A 17,758-nucleotide genomic window follows, 5' to 3' on the forward strand; every position below is an offset into this window, starting at 1 on the left:
TTTTTAAAGTGTAAAGAGTGAACGGCGTCCGATTCGCCGTTCACTCTTTAGGAATTTGAAGCTCTTAGTTTCCGTTTCAGTGTAAAGCCTAGTCCCATAAAGACAAAGACACCGATGATCGAAAGAATGGTGGCTAGTGGACTTGCGATAGCGATGCCATAACCGATCGCCACAAGGCTAGCTACTGTCAGGACAGCCAATAAGAAGAATAATGCATTCATTGCTCTGATCGCCTCCACCCACTATTTTAACGCATTTAGGCGCAAAAGGAAAAGGTCTAGTGGAAAAAATTCAAGTTACAGCTTATAATAGATGTTTGAGACAATATTCTTTTAGGTAATATCGCATCCATGTGTTATAATAAGAACGTTTGATTTTTGTTCGTACATTTAATGAGGAGTTACGCAGATGAAAAGAAGAGAAGAATTAAGAAATGTTGCAATTATCGCCCACGTTGACCACGGCAAAACAACACTTGTCGATCAGATGCTTCGTCAATCAGGAACATTTCGTGAAAACGAGCACGTTAGCGAACGGGCTATGGATAGAAATGATTTAGAGCGTGAAAGAGGCATTACGATTTTAGCTAAAAACACAAGTATTAACTATAATGGCAACCGCATTAATATCGTGGATACACCAGGACATGCCGATTTCGGTGGTGAAGTTGAACGGATTATGAAAATGGTGGATGGCGTCCTTTTGTTAGTCGATGCTTATGAAGGCGTTATGCCACAAACACGTTTTGTGTTAAAGAAGGCTTTGGAAGCTAAGTTACAGCCCATTGTGGTTGTCAATAAAATTGATAAGCCAATGGCGCGCCCTGAAGCGGTGATTGATGAAGTATTAGAATTATTCATCGACCTTGGTGCTGATGATGCCCAATTGGAATTCCCTGTCGTTTATGCTTCGGCTGTCAATGGAGTGGCAGGAACAGATCCAGAAGATGTGACTAAGGATATGTCTGTCTTATTTGATATTATTTTGAATCATGTGGCACCTCCAGTGGATAATTCGGATGAGCCGCTACAATTCCAAGTGACCATGCTTGACTACAATGATTATGTTGGTCGGATTGGGATTGGCCGGATTTTCCGTGGTTCCATTCATGTCGGTCAGCAAGCGGTTTTAGTTAAAGCTGACGGAAGGGAAAAGCCTTTTAGAGTGACGAAGCTTTTTGGTTTCGTTGGTTTAAAGCGCAATGAAATTGAGGAAGCCAAAGCAGGCGATCTCATCGCTATCACAGGTGTTGAAGATATTAATATTGGTGAAACCATCAACCAAGCAGGGCACGTTGATCCACTCCCTTTACTAAGCATTGACGAACCCACAATGCAGATGACCTTCCGTGCCAATACGAGTCCGTTTGCGGGTCGCGAGGGACAGCATGTGACCAGCCGCAAGCTTGAAGAGCGCTTGCTTGCCGAATTGCAACGTGATGTGAGCTTGCGTGTAGAAATGACCGATTCTCCTGATGCTTGGGTGGTTTCTGGTCGCGGTGAGCTCCACCTATCGATTCTCATTGAAACGATGCGTCGCGAAGGCTATGAGCTCCAAGTTTCTAAGCCAAAGGTTATTATCAAAGAAGTCGACGGTGTGCTATCAGAGCCTTACGAACGCGTTCACATCGATGTCCCTGGAGATTACTCCGGATCGGTTATCGAGTCTATGGGTGTACGTAAAGCCGAATTGCAAAATATGGAGCAACAAGCGGATGGCCACTATAAACTTGAATTCATTGCACCTTCAAGAGGATTAATTGGTTATCGCAGAGACTTTTTAACAGAAACACGTGGTTATGGTATAATGAACCATACCTTTGATCACTATCGTCCTGTGGTGAATGAAGTCATCGGTGGCAGAAGACAGGGCGTGCTTGTCGCAATGGAAACCGGTCAGTCATCGGCCTATGCGATGGGACAGCTTGAAGACCGCGGCACCATGTTTATCGAGCCAGGGACAGCCGTTTATGAGGGCATGATCGTCGGTGAGCACACACGAGAAAATGACTTAACGGTTAACGTAACAAAAACAAAGCACCAAACCAACGTGCGTTCGGCTACAAAAGATCAAACCACCACGTTGAAGACACCAAGAATATTATCTCTTGAGGACGCACTCTCGTATTTGGATGATGATGAGTATTGCGAAATTACCCCGGAAAATATTCGTTTAAGAAAACAAATTCTTAATAAAAACGAACGGGAAAAAGCTGAAAAACGCAAAAAAGTCGGCACGAAATAACAAGGGGGTGTCCCCATGGATCCAGGTGATGAATCGGTAAAGTTCTCTGGCTATATTCGCTTTTTAATGGAGCATCAATGGACGAGTCACTATGCGATGTTTTGGCTGTATCTCACCATAGTGGTGCTGTCAATCATTGTATATAAGTTGGGGTTTGCTAAAAAGCTTCCAGTGCTCAAGTCGGTTATCATCTACGTTTTGCTTGTCATTGGCTGTCTGATTTTAACCGTACTCGCCTTACAGTTGCCCATTGTCGGTGCGCTGTTCATCGCAGCGGTTGTTCTATCGATTTATAAAATCCGTTTAAAGAGCACACAAAAGAAGACAAATCATAACAAACAAGCTTAAAAATGAAAGGAGGGTATCCCAAAAGCCTAACGGATTTTGAGGATACCCTCTCTTTTTAAAAGAAAAGAAAGTCTAAAATTTCTGGTCATGAGGACGGTGCGGATTTCCGCGGGGGAGTGGTAAGCCTTCTCACGCCTTCGCACTGCTAAGGTCTTACCGCTTTCCCGCAGGAGTCCTTGCGCTTTGCGCTCCCCCCCCACTTGAACCAGGCGCTGAAGCCTCTTTCATATTGAATGATGCCCTATACTAAGGACAAGGACTGGGCACGCTTTTAAGCCTTGTTTTTCTTAAAAAACAGAAGGTATAACTTTTCGCTATTAATGCTTAGGGATAAGCTAATGGCATGTGTTAAAAGGCCAATAGCTTTTATTTCTTTGAAACGGGTTTTCGTTAACTTACCTCTGCCTTTTGTTACGCTCAAACCCTGATTCGGAAACTTGCCACGTGGATTCGTTCTCTATTCGGAAACTTCGAGCTTTATTTGTTAATTTGGTCGAGCCTTTTGTTAAAAGGGGTTGACCTTATGTTAAGTTGAAATGCGCTTTTGTTACGTTCACTCCTAGATTCGGAAACATGGCCCGCGGTTTTGTTCTCTATTCGGAAACTTCGAGCCTTATTTGTTAATTTGATCGAGGCTTTTATTAAAATGGACAGGGCTTTTGTTCTTTTGAGGCCTGAATTTGTTAAATAGCCTCCGTCTTTTGTCACGCTCACCCCTGAATTCGGATGCTTTCCACGCGCTCGGCCAGGATGTCTAGCTTTGGCATTGTCCCATGGAATCAAAGGCAAGAGTGTGCCAAACAACAAGTGTATTTTGATAAAATGCATGATCATTTAACTATGGCATGAACGTAGCAAAAGCAAGGCTGGCATTTTGTAAAAAAAACACATCCCTCATTTCTCCCTGAGTGGATGTGTTTTTTATTGGCTGAATTACCAATCATTCTTTGTGGGTTTCTTTTTATAAAGACGAAATTTACCTGTTTCCCAACGTTCTATTGTTCTTATTTTAATTCTGTCATTGCATTTGTCACAGAGATATGTGTGAATAGGGCGATTGCGCAATTGTTTGGCTATAGGAGATCGGTCATTAATTTCTTCTTTGGCGTCACAAATTGAACAGGTTACCTGCATCATTAATCACCACCCTTATAATCTAAGATTAACAAATCTTACAAGCGGTGAGCAAGCTTTTTAAAGGGCGCTTGGATGTATTTCTCTTAAAAAGATTATTTGGCTTGATGCTTTTCCTGATTCTGCTGTGTTGGCTGAGGGTTGTCTTCTTGTTCATTGGGCCTTACATTATTAGGAATTTCTGGAACAAGGCGTTCAACGATTGCGGCTAATTCGCTAGCAATTCCAGAAAGCGGCTTTCCTTGACGCATTTGCTTCCCCATATTTTTCAAGCGCTGGATGATATCAGGATCACTGGTGACAGCGGCATTTGCCCCATAAGGATCTTTTTTAAGCGCTTCAGCTACGGAGCTTTTAATGTCGCCGACCTTTGTGCGATCAAGGTTTTTATCCACATCGATACCAACGACGGCATAGTTACCAGCAACGATTACTGTGGCGTCGTTTACGCCGGGGATACGATTGGCAATGTTGACCAGTCTTTTAGCGATCTGCTTGCCATTGAGGTTTCGTTGCTTGTCATCAACGGTTTGCTTCACTTCGGTTACATGAAGGGGTTCACTTTGATTAGAAGATTGATTCCCTTGACAAGCTGTCAATAAAACGAGTGAACCTAGAAGTAAACATCCTTTTTTAAACATGTATAGTCCCTCCTTACCGATTGAATGGGCATGTCCATTGATCTTATTTTCCTCGTGGTCGTCTAACTTTATGCATTGGCTCATATATTGGTGTTAATCGAACAATAATTTATGAACAGGCACAGGAGGCGTCACATTGTCTAAGATTTATGTCCTTGATACGAATGTACTTTTACAAGATCCCTATGCTTTGTTTGCGTTTGAGGAGAATGATATTGTCATTCCGGCGGTTGTGCTTGAAGAAATCGATTCGAAAAAAAGAAATATGGATGAAATAGGAAAGCATGCGCGCCATGTTTCACGTTTAATTGATGATTTAAGAGTTAGAGGAAAGCTTCATGAAAAAATTCCTTTAGACAATGGGGGACATTTATGGGTTGAATTGAATCACCGTTCCTTTCAGTGCTTAAGAGATACGTTCCTTGAGATGACTAATGATAACCGGATTTTGGCTGTCGCATTGAATTTGCAAAATGAACAGCGGGAGCAGCCCGATGCCAGCCAAGTCATTATTGTCAGCAAGGATGTCCTTGTCCGTGTAAAGGCAGATGCACTCGGACTACAAGCAGAGGATTTTCTAAATGATCGCGTCATTAATTATGATGATATTTATACTGGGTTTAAAGAAATAACCATTCATGATGAAGATATGGATCATTTTTTTCAGAAGAAAGGGATAGCGCTTAAGGCGCTCAATAGATATGATTTTTATCCACAGCAATTTGTCATTATGCGAACCTATAGCAATCATTCGTCAGCCATCGGTATCGTGGACGAACAGGTTAGAGCCATTAAGCCATGTCTATTCGGCAATGAAGGGGCCTGGGGGATCCGTGCAAAAAATGCCCAACAAATGATGGCACTGGAGCTGCTTCAGAAAAAAGAAATCGAATTGGTGACACTGGTCGGCAAGGCGGGAACAGGAAAGACCTTGCTCGCATTGGCCGCAGGGCTCCTGCAAACAGAGGATTTGCACGAGTATAAAAAAATGCTGATCATTCGCCCGATTGTCCCTGTCGGTAAAGATGTCGGCTATCTTCCAGGAGAGAAGGAGGATAAATTGCGTCCATGGCTCCAGCCGATCTATGACAATCTAGAATTTTTATTTAACACAAAGAAAAAAAGGGATCTGGATAACATCCTCTCTGGTATGACTTCGATACAAGTTGAAGCATTAACCTATATAAGAGGGCGCAGTCTTCCTGAACAATTTATTATCATAGATGAGGCACAAAATCTAACAAAGCATGAAGTAAAAACCATCTTGACGCGTGTTGGAGAAGGAACAAAAATCGTCCTTGTCGGTGATCCACAGCAAGTCGATCATCCATACCTTGATGAATATAACAATGGTTTGACTTATGTGGTAGAAAAGATGAAGGAGCTATCTATCAGTGGTCATGTCAAGCTGATGAAGGGAGAGCGCTCCACGTTGGCGCAGCTCGCAGCTGATATCTTATAAAAGCATAAGCAAGGCTGAACGAGGGATATACATAGGGCAGTGGATGATGAAATTACAAAGACGTGTGATGACAAGGGGGATAACAAGTGCCTTTTGCCTGTGCTGTACAGGTTACACCCAGCTTAGAAAATGATAATAAGCCTTATCAAGGAAGTGTGCTTGATAAGGCTCATTGAAGGAAGAGAGAAAGCTATTGAACGTTTAAGCCGCAAATGCCTTTGATTGCAGCGTTTGGATTATTTTTAAAATAAAAGTGCAAGGGACCTTCATCGCTAATGATTTTCCCCTGATGGCTAAAGGCTAATAGACCGTCTCTTGCTTCTTCTAAAGGAATTGAAATGGTTTCACCGTCAGTTAATTCGAAGGTGAGTAGAGAGGCGTCTGCCTGGGGCTCTGCATTATCGATAAAAATTTTGGCAGGCATAGCAAATGACCGAATGAGCCATTCGTCTTTCTTATATTTGCGCTGGCCTTTAGCTAGTCTTGGTATGGCCGCACCTGCGCGTTCATCCTTTTGCGCCTCAAGAAAAGTGTCCAAATCAAAATCATCAGCGTAAAAATCATTAATGTCAATTTTTCTGTCGTCAAAAATCCAGCTGCTTGGGTCTAAAGTAAGGGAAAAGGCAACTCGGCCCTTTAACATGACAATGTGCTGCACGATAATCCTTCTTTCTTTGGAAAGTTATCTTAAAAGATAGTTCTAAAAATAATATTTTAAGCATTCGCCATTAAGTATAAAATGAATCATAGATTTTGTCACTTGTTCAAGATTTTAATCTAGGCCTACAACTCTACTCTTGCTTTTTTTGGGTTTTAAAGCTAATATGTGAATTAGGATGGTGAATCAAACGGAGGGGATCCTATTGTCGACTGAAATCGAAGCGGGTCACCGTGAGAAAGCCTACCAAGTGCTCAAAAGCGATGCTCACAAGATCCTAAAGCTCATTGAAGTGCAGATGGATAATCTAACGATGCCACAATGTCCTCTTTATGAGGAAGTTCTTGATACACAAATGTTTGGCCTGTCTAGGGAAATCGATTTTGCGATTCGCCTTGGATTGGTTGACGAAAGGGACGGCAAAGAATTGCTTGAGTCTTTGGAAAGGCAGCTGTCAACGCTTCATGATGCTGTCACGGGTGACAGATAATCGCTCTTTGGTTATACAATATAGTCAAGGATTGTTGAAAGGATAGTGCTCCTTGTTGAGCAAAGATCATGCCTTAGCTTTAATGCATGTTACTCCTTTTATTGATAGTGCATATTGGAAACTCAAACTATCACTTTAATGATGGTTTGAGTTTCCTTTTCATTATCTGTCTTTTTACTCTGCTAATGTCATGTTTAAAAATGTTTTAAAACAGTTGAATCGCGGGCTGAATCCTCTTCTTTACCCTTCAGGCTTGCCGTTTGGAAAGTTTTTTTGGGTGCTAATGGAAAGGATAGTGTCCGTTTCCGCTCCTGGCTGTTTGCTTTTTGCGGGGGAGAGGGAAGCCTCCTCGCACTGCGTGCTGCGGGGGCTTATCGATTTCGCACAGGACTTTAGTATCGCATTGTGAGTCAGCGGCGCTCGAGAATACACGATGTTAGAGTGTTGCGAATCTCCTGCGCCTTGCACTCCAAACCACTTGACCTGGCAATGAATCCTGTTTCCATATCTGATGATGTGCTATGCCCAGACAAGAGTCGGACGTACTTTGCCCGGGACTTCTTATACGATCAGAATTTATAGCTTCACCGGAGTTCTCAGAGGGAGATTGTATAAGTGTAACTTTGACTTTCGCTTGGCGATTGTCAAGTTTTCTAATATAATAGACGTTAGGTTGGATCGATAGTCGAAGACTATAAGGTGATTTAGCTCTTTTAGGTGAAGTGTTTCAAGAAAGTCATGTAACGAGGGGATAGGATGAACGAGTCATGGTGCGTAAATTAATTCGACATTTTGATTATAGTATAATCATTGTCTCTTTATTATTAACAGGGTTTGGGCTGATTATGGTTTACAGTTCAAGCATGATTGTAGCTACAACATCAGGACATGCAGCAGATTATATTTTCTTAAAGCAGTTATTTTGGGCACTTGTGGCGTTCTGTGCGCTTATTGTTGGTTCGATTATCCCATATAAAATGTATAAAGCTTTTGTAAAACCGATTATTATTATCACTTTAATTCTATTAGTGCTCGTTTTATTGATAGGAACTGACATCAATAACGCACAATCTTGGTTTAAAATCGGGCCGATTCAAATCCAGCCTGCTGAGATTGCCAAGCTTTCTGTCATTGTTTATTTGGCATCGGTTTTCTCTAATAAACAAGCGTATATTTCAGAATTTAAGTCGAGTGTTTTACCACCGCTGATTATGATTTCCCTTGTCTTTTTGCTCATTGCTGTTCAGCCCGATTTGGGGAGCGCGATGATTATTGCCGGGATTTCTATCATGATGATTTTATGCTCAGGGATTCGAATGAAACATATTATCACGCTGATGGTGTTTGCTGCTATTGCCCTTTCTATTATTTTCACTTTTTCGCTATCAAGTGAGCAAGCGAGCCGTTTTACGAGTGCCTACCATCCATTTGATAAAAATATTCGAGAAAATGGTGGCTGGCAGTTGATTAATTCTTACATAGCGATTGCTTCAGGGGGCTTGACAGGGAAAGGACTCGGGGATAGCGTTGAAAAATCAGGCTTTCTACCTGAACCGCACACTGATTTTATCATGGCGATCGTTGCTGAAGAATTAGGCGTTTTCGGTGTACTTTTTGTGATCATTTGTATAGCGTATATAGTGATTAAGAGCATTTTGATTGGCATGCGCTGCCGAGATGTATTTGGTAGTTTATTAGCCATTGGGATTGCTAGTTTTATCGGCATACAGACCTTCATTAATTTAGGTGTTGTTTCTGGTTTGCTTCCCATCACGGGGGTGACTCTTCCGTTTATCAGCTATGGAGGCTCATCGCTCGTCATGTTGTTATTTTCAGTAGGTATATTGGTCAATATATCAGGAGTTATCCGCATGAAAGAACAAGCAAATAAAGAGGAGGCTGCATAATGAAAAATAGAACAATAAATAAAGTACTCGTTGCCAATCGCGGAGAAATTGCCATCAGAATTTTTAGAGCCTGTACGGAGCTGAATATTCGTACAGTTGCTATTTATTCTGCTGAGGATTCAGGCTCTTATCATCGATATAAAGCGGATGAGGCATACCTTGTTGGAAAAGGAAAGAAGCCCATTGATGCCTATCTAGATATTGAGGGGATTATCGAGATCGCCAAAGCCAATGATGTGGATGCGATCCATCCAGGTTACGGTTTTTTATCTGAAAATGCAGAATTTTGCAAGCGTTGTGATGAAGAAGGTATTATTTTTATTGGTCCAAAAATGGAGCATTTGATTACATTTGGTGATAAAGCTAAGGCCAGAGATGCGGCAGTAACAGCCGGTATTCCAGTAGTTCCCGGAAGCGATGGCCCTATCCAATCGATTGAGGAAGCTCAGGCGTTTGCTGAAGCATACGGCTTTCCAATCATGATCAAGGCGGTGCTTGGCGGCGGTGGGCGCGGCATGAGAATCGTGAGAAGCAAGCAAGGATTAAAGGATGCCTATGAACGAGCGAAATCAGAAGCCAAAGCCACCTTTGGGCAAGATGATATCTATGTAGAAAAGTACTTAGAGAGTCCTCGTCACATTGAGGTGCAAATCATTGCCGATAGCCATGGACACACACTTCATTTGCTTGAGAGGGACTGTTCAGTACAAAGACGACACCAAAAGGTTGTTGAAATCGCTCCGAGTCGTCACTTGTCTGACAAGCTCCGCGAAGGCATGCATGAGGCGGCTGTCAAATTGATGGCTAATGTCAATTATCTCAATGCCGGTACCGTTGAGTTCCTAGTGACACCTGATGAGCAGTTTTATTTCATTGAGGTCAATCCGCGAGTGCAAGTCGAGCACACTATTACCGAGTTAATCACGGGTGTGGACATTGTTCAGACACAAATTTTGATCGCTGAAGGACATGATTTATTTGAGGCGCCACTCTCTCTTCCAAAACAAGAAGCTGTGCGCGCCAATGGTTATGCTATTCAATGCCGTGTGACTACTGAAGACCCCGCTAATCAATTCATGCCTGATACAGGTAAAATCATGGCGTATAGAACAGGTGGCGGCTTTGGGGTCCGTCTGGATGCTGGTAATGGCTATCAAGGGGCTGTCATCACTCCTCACTATGATTCTTTGCTCGTTAAAGTATCGACATGGGCGCTTACATTTGAAGCGGCTGCAGCCAAAATGGTGAGAAATCTTAAAGAGTTTAGAATCAGAGGAATCAAAACGAATATTGCCTTTCTAGAAAATGTTGTGACACATCCAAGTTTTGTAGAAGGTTCAGTAGATACAACATTTATCGATGCTACACCTGAGCTTTTTGTCTTTCCAGAGAGCCAAAACCGGGGAACAAAGATGCTAACTTACATCGCTAATACAACGATCAATGGCTTTCCAGGTATTAAGAAGACGAAAAAGCCGGCTTTTGATACGCCGAAGGTTCCAGAAGTTAAGCTTTCCCATCCTATTCCTGATGGTACGAAACAAATTTTAGAGCGAGAGGGGGCTGAAGGACTGGTCAAATGGATTAAAGAGCAAAAGGATGTCTTGCTCACGGATACGACCTTCCGCGATGCCCATCAAAGTTTGCTGGCTACCCGGATGCGGACCCATGACTTATTAAAAATCTCCGATTCGGTCTCGCGGTTGTTGCCTGATGCCTTTTCTTTAGAAATGTGGGGAGGAGCAACATTCGATACCGCCTACCGCTTTTTAAAAGAAGATCCTTGGGAGCGCCTAGCCCTATTGCGAGAAAAGATTCCTAACGTACTCTTTCAAATGCTTTTGCGAGGCGCTAATGCTGTGGGGTACACCAATTATCCAGATAATCTTATCAAAGCCTTTGTCAAAGAGTCAGCGGCAGCAGGTATTGATGTCTTCCGAATTTTTGATAGTTTAAACTGGATAAAAGGGATGACTTTAGCCATCGATGCTGTGCGTGAAACAGGAAGGATCGCGGAAGCAGCGATCTGTTATACGGGTGATATTTTAAGCAAGACACGGACGAAATACGATCTTGCCTATTATAAAAATATGGCGAAAGAGCTTGAAAAAGCTGGTGCGCATATCATAGCAATCAAGGATATGGCCGGCCTTCTAAAACCAGAAGCAGCTTATGCTTTAGTAAGTGAATTGAAGGCTGCAGTGAATTTGCCTATCCATCTGCATATGCATGATACAAGTGGCAATGGTGTCGCAAGCTATATTAAAGCTGTTGAAGCGGGTGTGGATATCGTGGATACGGCTGTTGCTTCAATGAGTGGAATGACATCACAGCCAAGTGCCAATACGCTTTATTACGGATTAGAGGGAAATAAGCGCCCCTTGCGATCGAACATTGATGCTTTGGATGCCTTCAGTAATTATTGGGAGAGCGTGCGCAGCTATTATGAACCTTTTGAAAGTGGTCTTAAAGCGCCAAATTCAGAAGTATATAAGTATGAAATGCCTGGTGGACAGTATTCCAATTTGCAGCAGCAAGCAGCAGGTGTAGGATTGGCTGAGCGTTGGGAAGAAGTCAAAGAAATGTATGCCCGGGTGAATCAGATGTTTGGTGATATCGTTAAAGTAACCCCTTCATCAAAAGTGGTGGGCGATATGGCATTGTTTATGGTGCAAAATGACCTTACCGAGGATGACATTTATGAGAAGGGAGAATCCATCGATTTTCCAGACTCCGTGATTTCCTTTTTCCAAGGGACACTTGGTCAGCCTTATCAAGGCTTTCCAAAAGAATTGCAACGCATTATTTTAAAAGGGAGAAAGCCGATCACTGATCGTCCTGGCGAACGCTTGGAACCCGTTGATTTTGATGAGCTTAAAGCAACACTGGAAGAACGATTTGGAAAAAGCCCTTCAAAACAGGATATTCTTGCTTACGCTTTATATCCAAAAGTATTCACTGAATACCAGCAGATTGTTGAACAATATGGCAAAGTCAGTGTGCTTGATACTCCAACGTTTTTCTATGGCCTTAGACTTGGTGAAGAGGTTTCTATTGAAATCGAACAAGGGAAAACCTTGATTGTTAAGCTGGTGTCGGTAGGACAGCCACAAAAAGACGGAACGCGTACAGTTTATTTTGAATTAAATGGTCAGCCGCGTGAGGTGATCATTCAGGATAAAACAATTGAAGTGACTGGAACTGTTCGTCGCAAGGCTGATAAGCAGAACCCATCTGAGATCGGCGCTTCAATGCCTGGAACAGTGATCAAATTATTGGTGGAAAAAGGCGAGAAAGTGAAGAAGGGCGATCATCTCATCATTACGGAAGCAATGAAAATGGAAACCACCTTACAAGCTCCGTTTGATGGTGTTATTGAAGATATTTTTGTTAAAGAAAATGAAGCAATACAAACCGGTGATTTACTCTTAGAGCTTCGGAATATATAAAGAAATCATGGTTTTTATCACTTCACTTGGTACTTCTGATGTGATTAAAAAGGTAATAACATAAAAGAAAAGGCGCGTCCTGCATGCAAGCGGGGCGCGCTTTGTTGTTCTCATTCAAAGAATAGCCTTTATTTCTAAAAACAGAGGCTGCCCGCAAAAGTTTGACCTTTGGGACAGCCTTTACTTAATGGTTTCGCCGCAAGGCAATCATCGTCATGAAGGATAAGATGCCGAAGAGACAGGTAATAAAAAAGGAATGAAACAGTAAAAAGGTTAAGTCCAGGCGAGTTAAAACAACCATGATACCGCTGGCTGCCTGACAAAGTACCGATAGAAAGGCAATGAATGTGCCCCAGACCAACCATTTTTCATTCTTATATTTTAAGAGAGCGTGGATGAAAGAAATAATAATCCACAAGGCTAGAATGCCTGCTAATACCCTATGTCCAAATTGAATACCTGCTCTGCTATACAAGTCAGGGATGACGTCTCCGTTACATAATGGGAAGTCCCGACAACCAAGCGCAGAATCTGTGTGTCTTACAAACGCACCACTATAAACAACGAGATAAGTATAGATGATTAAGAGCACCTGATTCCAGAGCACCCCTTTTCCGGTAGCGGGGCTTATTTCTTTGGTTGCTCCAGTCGCTTCATATAAAATCACAGTCAATAGCACAACACTCGCAAATGAAATGAGTGAAATACCAAAATGCAAGGCTAAAATGAAGGAGGATTGATCCCAAATTACCGCTGCTGCACCTAATAATCCTTGCAAGACAACAAAGAATACAGAGCAGATGGCTAAAAATTTAATGCCTCTTACTTTGGAGCAACGAATCCATGCCCAAACACTTAAAACAACGATAGAAAGTCCAAAGATTGCTGAAACAGCTCTGTGACTGACCTCGATAAAGGTTTCCTTATTGCTTGTGTCCGGAACGACTTGGCCATAGCACAATGGCCAGTGATGGCCACAGCCTAATGCTGAGCCGGTATTTGTGACAACAGCTCCCATGATGACAACAAGGAGCATACCAAATGAGGTAAAGATTCCTAAATAACGCAAGATACGGTCCATACATTCACCTTCTCAGTAGAGAAACTCGTTAATACAAATTGTACATGTTTCCTTTAAATTTGTCGATTTCGTGTCAATTTCATGCAAAGTATACAAAGCCTTTGTCTTCGTATATAATGAAATAAGGTTGAGTTGTTTTTTACATCATTTATCCTAACACAAAAGAACTTCTATAAATCTCCAATTTGTGAACACAAAGAAACAATTCTTATGTTTTTTTCATTTGTTTCTTTGGTTTAAAATGAACAGAACGATTGATTATAATAAGAATTAAGAGGGACTCGCGTTTTGATGAAAAACGCGTTTTGATTTAGAAAGGATGCGACCCAAATGTCAAAACCGTTGGGCTCATATGATTCAACGCATGTTATAGATTCGCAAGCCATATCAGAAAAAAAATCAGGAACGTTTAAGGAATTCATCGGGGTTTGTAAGACAGGTATTGTCTATTCTAACCTCATTACAACATTTACAGGAATTTGGTTGGCCTTAAAGCTTACAGATCAATTATTTTTTGATAATATAATAAAGATAGTATTAGTTTTAGCAGGGGCTGCGCTTGTCATCGCTGGTGGCTGTTGCTTGAATAATTACATTGATAGAGATATTGATCAACTGATGGAAAGGACAAAAGATCGGCCTTCAGCAACAGGAAGCTTACATCCAAGTCAAGTGCTGTGGGGCGGAATCATTATGTCCGCTTTAGGAACTATCCTATTATTCATGGGTTCAAAAGTTTCAGCGGTATTAGGTCTCATTGGTCTATTTGTCTATGTGGTTGTTTATACGATGTGGTTAAAGAGAACACACTCCATTAACACAGTAATTGGTGGGGTTTCAGGCGCTGTGCCACCGATGATCGGTTGGGCAGCTATAGATCCAAGTCTATCGAGTATGGTACCATGGTTATTATTTACCTTTATGTTTTTGTGGCAGCCTCCGCACTTCTTAGCATTGGCGTTAAAGCGCGTTGATGAATACCGTAAAGCAGGTATTCCAATGCTGCCGGTGGTGGCAGGCAACCAAATTACAAAGAGACAGATGATTTTTTACGTCATCATGCTCTTGCCAGCTTCGCTCATGCTCTACGAATTAGGTATCATCTACATCATTGCAGCGGTTGTGCTAGGAGTGGCCTGGTTGGCCATTAGTATCGCCGGCTTCTTTACAAAGGATATATTAAAATGGTCCCGCATCATGTTTATCTTCTCTCTGAATTATATGACCATACTATTTGTCGTAATGATAATTTCTGTGCTCTTTAAATAGCGTTATTAAACGGTTGTCGTTAACAAGAAAAAAAGAACTTATTCATATTTTTTTGTGGCGACAACTGTTTTATATTATATTATCACTACCGATAAAGAAAGAGAGGGTCACGTCATGAAGAAGAAATGGCAACATTTATTGCGCTTCCTTCCTCTTGTAGCTTTAATGGCACTCCTATCGGCTTGCGGAAAAGAAGGTGTATCTGCTCTAAAGCCAATGGGTGATGAAGCCCATGAAGAAGCAAAGCTGATGATACTTAGCATTGCGATCATGGTCATCGTCGTCTTGGTTGTTGGTATTATTTTCACCTATGTCGTCATTAAATTCCGTAAACGTAAAAATCAAGAGGAATACATACCTAGACAGGTGGAAGGTAGCGCTGTGCTTGAGGTGATTTGGACAGTTATTCCGATCATTCTTTTAGCTATTTTAGCCGTACCAACTGTTGCAAAAACATTTTCAGTTTCAGACACGACTTCAAAGAGTGTCAAAAAGGATGCTTTAGTCATTAATGTGACAGCCAATCAGTTTTGGTGGGAATTCGAGTATCCTGATCAAAAGATTGTTACTGGTGAAGAAGTTGTCATTCCAAAAGGACAAGATGTTATTTTCAAATTGACCTCAAAAGATACGACCCATGCTTTTTGGGTACCAGCCTTAGGCGGTAAGGTCGATGTCAATCCTGGTCAAACAACGCAGCTCAAGCTTGAGGCTGATAAGGAAGGTACCTATAGTGGACGGTGTGCAGAGCTCTGCGGCGCTTCCCATGCTTTGATGTACTTTAATGTGAAAGCGGTTAGCAAAGCGGACTTTAAGTCCTGGGTCTCTGAAATGAAAGCGGGTCCAAGCGATCCGACAAGTGTAAGCGCTAAGCAAGGCCAAGAGCTCTTCAAAAACAATTGTATGAGCTGCCATGCGGTAGGCAATAAGGATGCTGGCATTGCTCCAAATCTAACGAACTTTGCAGATAGACAAAACATCGCTGGATTTTTAGATCACAACAAAAAGAATTTAGAAAAATGGATTTGGGATCCTCAGGCAGAGAAGCCAGGGGCTACAATGCCAAAACGCGGTGCCAATAATAATCTTTCAAAAGACCAAATACAGCAAATTGCAGATTATTTGTTCACTCTATCTGTTAAACAGTAAGGCCAATAGGCTTAAAAAGGGAGGTATACATCTGTGACAACATCTGCGATAACAGTAAGAGAAGAAAAACAAGGCTTTCTTCCCTGGTTATGGATGTGGTTAACGACAGTCGATCATAAGAAAATTGGCATCTTGTATCTTTGTGGTGCGGGACTCTTTTTCCTCATCGGTGGGATTGAAGCCATACTCATTCGGATTCAACTTTCTGTTCCTCAAAATGATTTTTTAGTAGGCTCTACGTATAATCAAGTCATGACGATGCATGGCACGACGATGATTTTCTTGGCGGCTATGCCAGCGATTTTTGCGTTGTTAAATGCAGTTGTCCCATTACAAATCGGGGCAAGGGACGTCGCTTTTCCATTTTTGAATGCCCTTGGTTTTTGGCTGTTTTTTCTCGGCGGTTTAATTCTCAATGTCAGCTGGTTCTTAGGTGGGGCTCCTGACGGAGGCTGGACAGCTTATGCACCACTCTCTACGGAATTCTTGGGCAGTGGCATGGATTTCTATATTCTGGGCTTACAGGTTGCTGGTGCTGGTACTTTAATGGGGGGCATCAACTTCTTAGTCACTATTATCAATATGAGAGCTCCAGGAATGACCTTCATGCGCATGCCACTCTTTACGTGGACAGCGCTCATTACATCAGCACTGATTCTCTTTGCCTTTCCTGCCCTAACTGTTGGCTTATTTTTCGAACTATTCGATAAAGTGTTTGGGGCAAATTTTTTCAATTCGGTAAATGGCGGCAATGGTGTCATTTGGGAGCATATCTTTTGGATATTTGGACACCCTGAGGTTTACATTCTCATTTTACCAGCGTTTGGCGTTATTTCTGAGGTCGTCCCGACCTTTGCTAAAAAACGATTATTTGGTTACACATCAATGGTATTTGCCACTGTGCTCATTGGCTTTTTGGCCTTTATGGTATGGGTTCACCATATGTTTACAGTTGGCTTAGGACCAATGGCCAATTCCTTGTTTGCCATTGCAACGATGGCAATCGCTATACCTACCGGGATGAAAATTTTTAACTGGATGTTTACAATGTGGGGCGGTCAGGTGCATTATACAACAGCTAACTTGTTTGCAGTTGGCTTTATACCGACCTTTGTCCTGGGTGGTGTAACGGGCGTTATGTTAGCTGTTCCAGCTGCCGACTTTCAATACCACGACAGCTATTTTGTTGTTGCTCACTTTCACTATGTTATTGTCGGTGGCGTTGTCTTCGGATTATTAGCGGGACTGTTTTATTGGTGGCCAAAGATGTTTGGAAAATTTTTAAATGAAAAGCTTGGAAAAGTGACCTTCTGGTTTTTCTTTTTCGGTTTTCACGTCACGTTTTTCCCGCAGCATTTCTTAGGACTAATGGGGATGCCGCGCCGCTATTTCACATATCTTAAAGGAGATGGCTTAGCCACTGGAAACATGATTAGCAGTCTTGGGGCCATTGGCATGGCAATTGCGATTATCCTCTTACTCATCAATATTGTGATGACCACAGCAAATGGGAAAAAAGCTAAAGGGGATGCTTGGGGCTTTGGACGGACCTTAGAATGGTCAATTCCTTCACCAGCACCTGAATATAACTTTGCGCAAACACCGCTTGTTAAAGGGATTGATCCACTATGGAAGGCAAAGATGGAGGGCAGTCATAAAGTAACGCCTGCCGAACCACTTGGAGATATTCATATGCCTTCGTCATCAATTCTACCGTTTTTAATGTCTCTGGCCCTAACGGTGGCGAGCTTTGGATTTATTTATGCGGATCAAAGTGGTACCGCGCTAAATGCCGGTTCGTTGATTTTTGCGGGCATAGGCGTTGCTTTGCTGTTCCTGATGATGCTCATCCACTCTTTGAAGGATGATCATGGTTATCATATTCATAAGCATGAAATCATCGAAGCAGAAAGGGAGGCTGAGTAG

At 42.2% G+C, this 17,758-nt stretch carries 14 protein-coding genes; 9 read left to right on the forward strand and 5 right to left on the reverse strand.

Annotated elements, in window-relative coordinates; genetic code table 11:
• Positions 1-47 precede the first annotated feature (47 nt).
• Entirely contained in the window at positions 48-221 is a 174-nt protein-coding gene (locus tag IEW82_RS09535) for a DUF5325 family protein (RefSeq protein WP_188692894.1), read from the reverse strand.
• Between the two features lie 187 nt (positions 222-408).
• On the opposite strand from IEW82_RS09535, the gene typA reads away from it, so the two are divergent.
• Both typA and IEW82_RS09545 read left to right on the forward strand, forming a co-directional pair.
• A complete protein-coding gene (gene typA / locus IEW82_RS09540; RefSeq protein WP_188692897.1) occupies positions 409-2,244 on the forward strand; it encodes a translational GTPase TypA in 1,836 nt (611 codons plus the stop codon).
• Between the two features lie 66 nt (positions 2,245-2,310).
• Positions 2,311-2,592, forward strand: coding sequence for a YlaH-like family protein (locus tag IEW82_RS09545; protein ID WP_188693344.1), 282 nt, complete (start codon positions 2,311-2,313; stop codon positions 2,590-2,592).
• A 933-nt stretch (positions 2,593-3,525) separates the two neighbouring features.
• Here the strand turns inward: IEW82_RS09545 and IEW82_RS09550 are convergent.
• Positions 3,526-3,726, reverse strand: a complete 201-nt coding sequence (locus IEW82_RS09550) for a YlaI family protein (protein ID WP_188693347.1) — start codon at positions 3,724-3,726, stop codon at positions 3,526-3,528.
• A gap of 95 nt (positions 3,727-3,821) precedes the next feature.
• Entirely contained in the window at positions 3,822-4,367 is a 546-nt protein-coding gene (locus IEW82_RS09555; RefSeq protein ID WP_188692900.1) for a YhcN/YlaJ family sporulation lipoprotein, read from the reverse strand.
• A gap of 136 nt (positions 4,368-4,503) precedes the next feature.
• On the opposite strand from IEW82_RS09555, the gene IEW82_RS09560 reads away from it, so the two are divergent.
• A complete protein-coding gene (locus IEW82_RS09560; protein WP_188692904.1) occupies positions 4,504-5,829 on the forward strand; it encodes a PhoH family protein in 1,326 nt (441 codons plus the stop codon).
• A 190-nt stretch (positions 5,830-6,019) separates the two neighbouring features.
• On the opposite strand, the gene IEW82_RS09565 is transcribed toward IEW82_RS09560, so the two are convergent.
• Entirely contained in the window at positions 6,020-6,487 is a 468-nt protein-coding gene (locus IEW82_RS09565) for a molybdopterin-binding protein (protein WP_188692906.1), read from the reverse strand.
• Positions 6,488-6,665: 178 nt separating this feature from the next.
• On the opposite strand from IEW82_RS09565, the gene IEW82_RS09570 reads away from it, so the two are divergent.
• The 3 genes from IEW82_RS09570 (at position 6,666) to pyc (ending at position 12,333) form a co-directional block, all read left to right on the forward strand.
• Positions 6,666-6,977, forward strand: a complete 312-nt coding sequence (locus IEW82_RS09570) for an Fpa/YlaN family protein (protein WP_373285711.1) — start codon at positions 6,666-6,668, stop codon at positions 6,975-6,977.
• A gap of 767 nt (positions 6,978-7,744) precedes the next feature.
• Positions 7,745-8,884 (forward strand): putative lipid II flippase FtsW, encoded by a 1,140-nt coding sequence (ftsW, locus tag IEW82_RS09575; RefSeq protein ID WP_188692911.1) that lies wholly within the window; start codon positions 7,745-7,747, stop codon positions 8,882-8,884.
• Positions 8,884-12,333 (forward strand): pyruvate carboxylase, encoded by a 3,450-nt coding sequence (gene pyc / locus IEW82_RS09580; RefSeq protein ID WP_188692915.1) that lies wholly within the window; start codon positions 8,884-8,886, stop codon positions 12,331-12,333. Before ftsW ends, pyc begins: the two co-directional genes overlap by 1 nt.
• A 184-nt stretch (positions 12,334-12,517) precedes the next feature.
• On the opposite strand, the gene IEW82_RS09585 is transcribed toward pyc, so the two are convergent.
• Positions 12,518-13,414 carry a COX15/CtaA family protein gene (locus IEW82_RS09585; protein WP_188692918.1) on the reverse strand — a complete coding sequence of 299 codons (897 nt, stop codon included), beginning with the start codon at positions 13,412-13,414 and terminating at the stop codon, positions 12,518-12,520.
• 330 nt (positions 13,415-13,744) lie between these two features.
• Here IEW82_RS09585 and cyoE point away from each other — a divergent pair, with 330 nt between their 5' ends.
• From cyoE to IEW82_RS09600, 3 genes are all read left to right on the forward strand, one after another.
• A complete protein-coding gene (gene cyoE / locus IEW82_RS09590; protein WP_188692922.1) occupies positions 13,745-14,683 on the forward strand; it encodes a heme o synthase in 939 nt (312 codons plus the stop codon).
• 114 nt (positions 14,684-14,797) lie between these two features.
• The gene (coxB, locus tag IEW82_RS09595) at positions 14,798-15,832 is read left to right on the forward strand and encodes a cytochrome c oxidase subunit II (protein WP_188692925.1); all 1,035 of its coding nucleotides are present in this window, start codon (positions 14,798-14,800) and stop codon (positions 15,830-15,832) included.
• 93 nt (positions 15,833-15,925) lie between these two features.
• A complete protein-coding gene (locus IEW82_RS09600) occupies positions 15,926-17,758 on the forward strand; it encodes a cbb3-type cytochrome c oxidase subunit I (protein WP_188693350.1) in 1,833 nt (610 codons plus the stop codon).

It is taken from the genome of Pullulanibacillus camelliae (assembly GCF_014642655.1).
GTDB lineage: Bacteria > Bacillota > Bacilli > Bacillales > Sporolactobacillaceae > Pullulanibacillus > Pullulanibacillus camelliae.

Coding starts and splice junctions, on each gene's coding strand:
- typA (WP_188692897.1), top strand. CDS start 409: ATGAAAAGAAGAGAAGAATTAAGAAATGTTGCAATTATCGCCCACGTT.
- IEW82_RS09600 (WP_188693350.1), top strand. CDS start 15,926: ATGTGGTTAACGACAGTCGATCATAAGAAAATTGGCATCTTGTATCTT.
- cyoE (WP_188692922.1), top strand. CDS start 13,745: ATGTCAAAACCGTTGGGCTCATATGATTCAACGCATGTTATAGATTCG.
- pyc (WP_188692915.1), top strand. CDS start 8,884: ATGAAAAATAGAACAATAAATAAAGTACTCGTTGCCAATCGCGGAGAA.
- coxB (WP_188692925.1), top strand. CDS start 14,798: ATGAAGAAGAAATGGCAACATTTATTGCGCTTCCTTCCTCTTGTAGCT.
- IEW82_RS09550 (WP_188693347.1), bottom strand. CDS start 3,726: ATGCAGGTAACCTGTTCAATTTGTGACGCCAAAGAAGAAATTAATGAC.
- IEW82_RS09585 (WP_188692918.1), bottom strand. CDS start 13,414: ATGGACCGTATCTTGCGTTATTTAGGAATCTTTACCTCATTTGGTATG.
- ftsW (WP_188692911.1), top strand. CDS start 7,745: ATGGTGCGTAAATTAATTCGACATTTTGATTATAGTATAATCATTGTC.
- IEW82_RS09535 (WP_188692894.1), bottom strand. CDS start 221: ATGAATGCATTATTCTTCTTATTGGCTGTCCTGACAGTAGCTAGCCTT.
- IEW82_RS09570 (WP_373285711.1), top strand. CDS start 6,666: ATGGTGAATCAAACGGAGGGGATCCTATTGTCGACTGAAATCGAAGCG.
- IEW82_RS09545 (WP_188693344.1), top strand. CDS start 2,311: ATGGAGCATCAATGGACGAGTCACTATGCGATGTTTTGGCTGTATCTC.
- IEW82_RS09555 (WP_188692900.1), bottom strand. CDS start 4,367: ATGTTTAAAAAAGGATGTTTACTTCTAGGTTCACTCGTTTTATTGACA.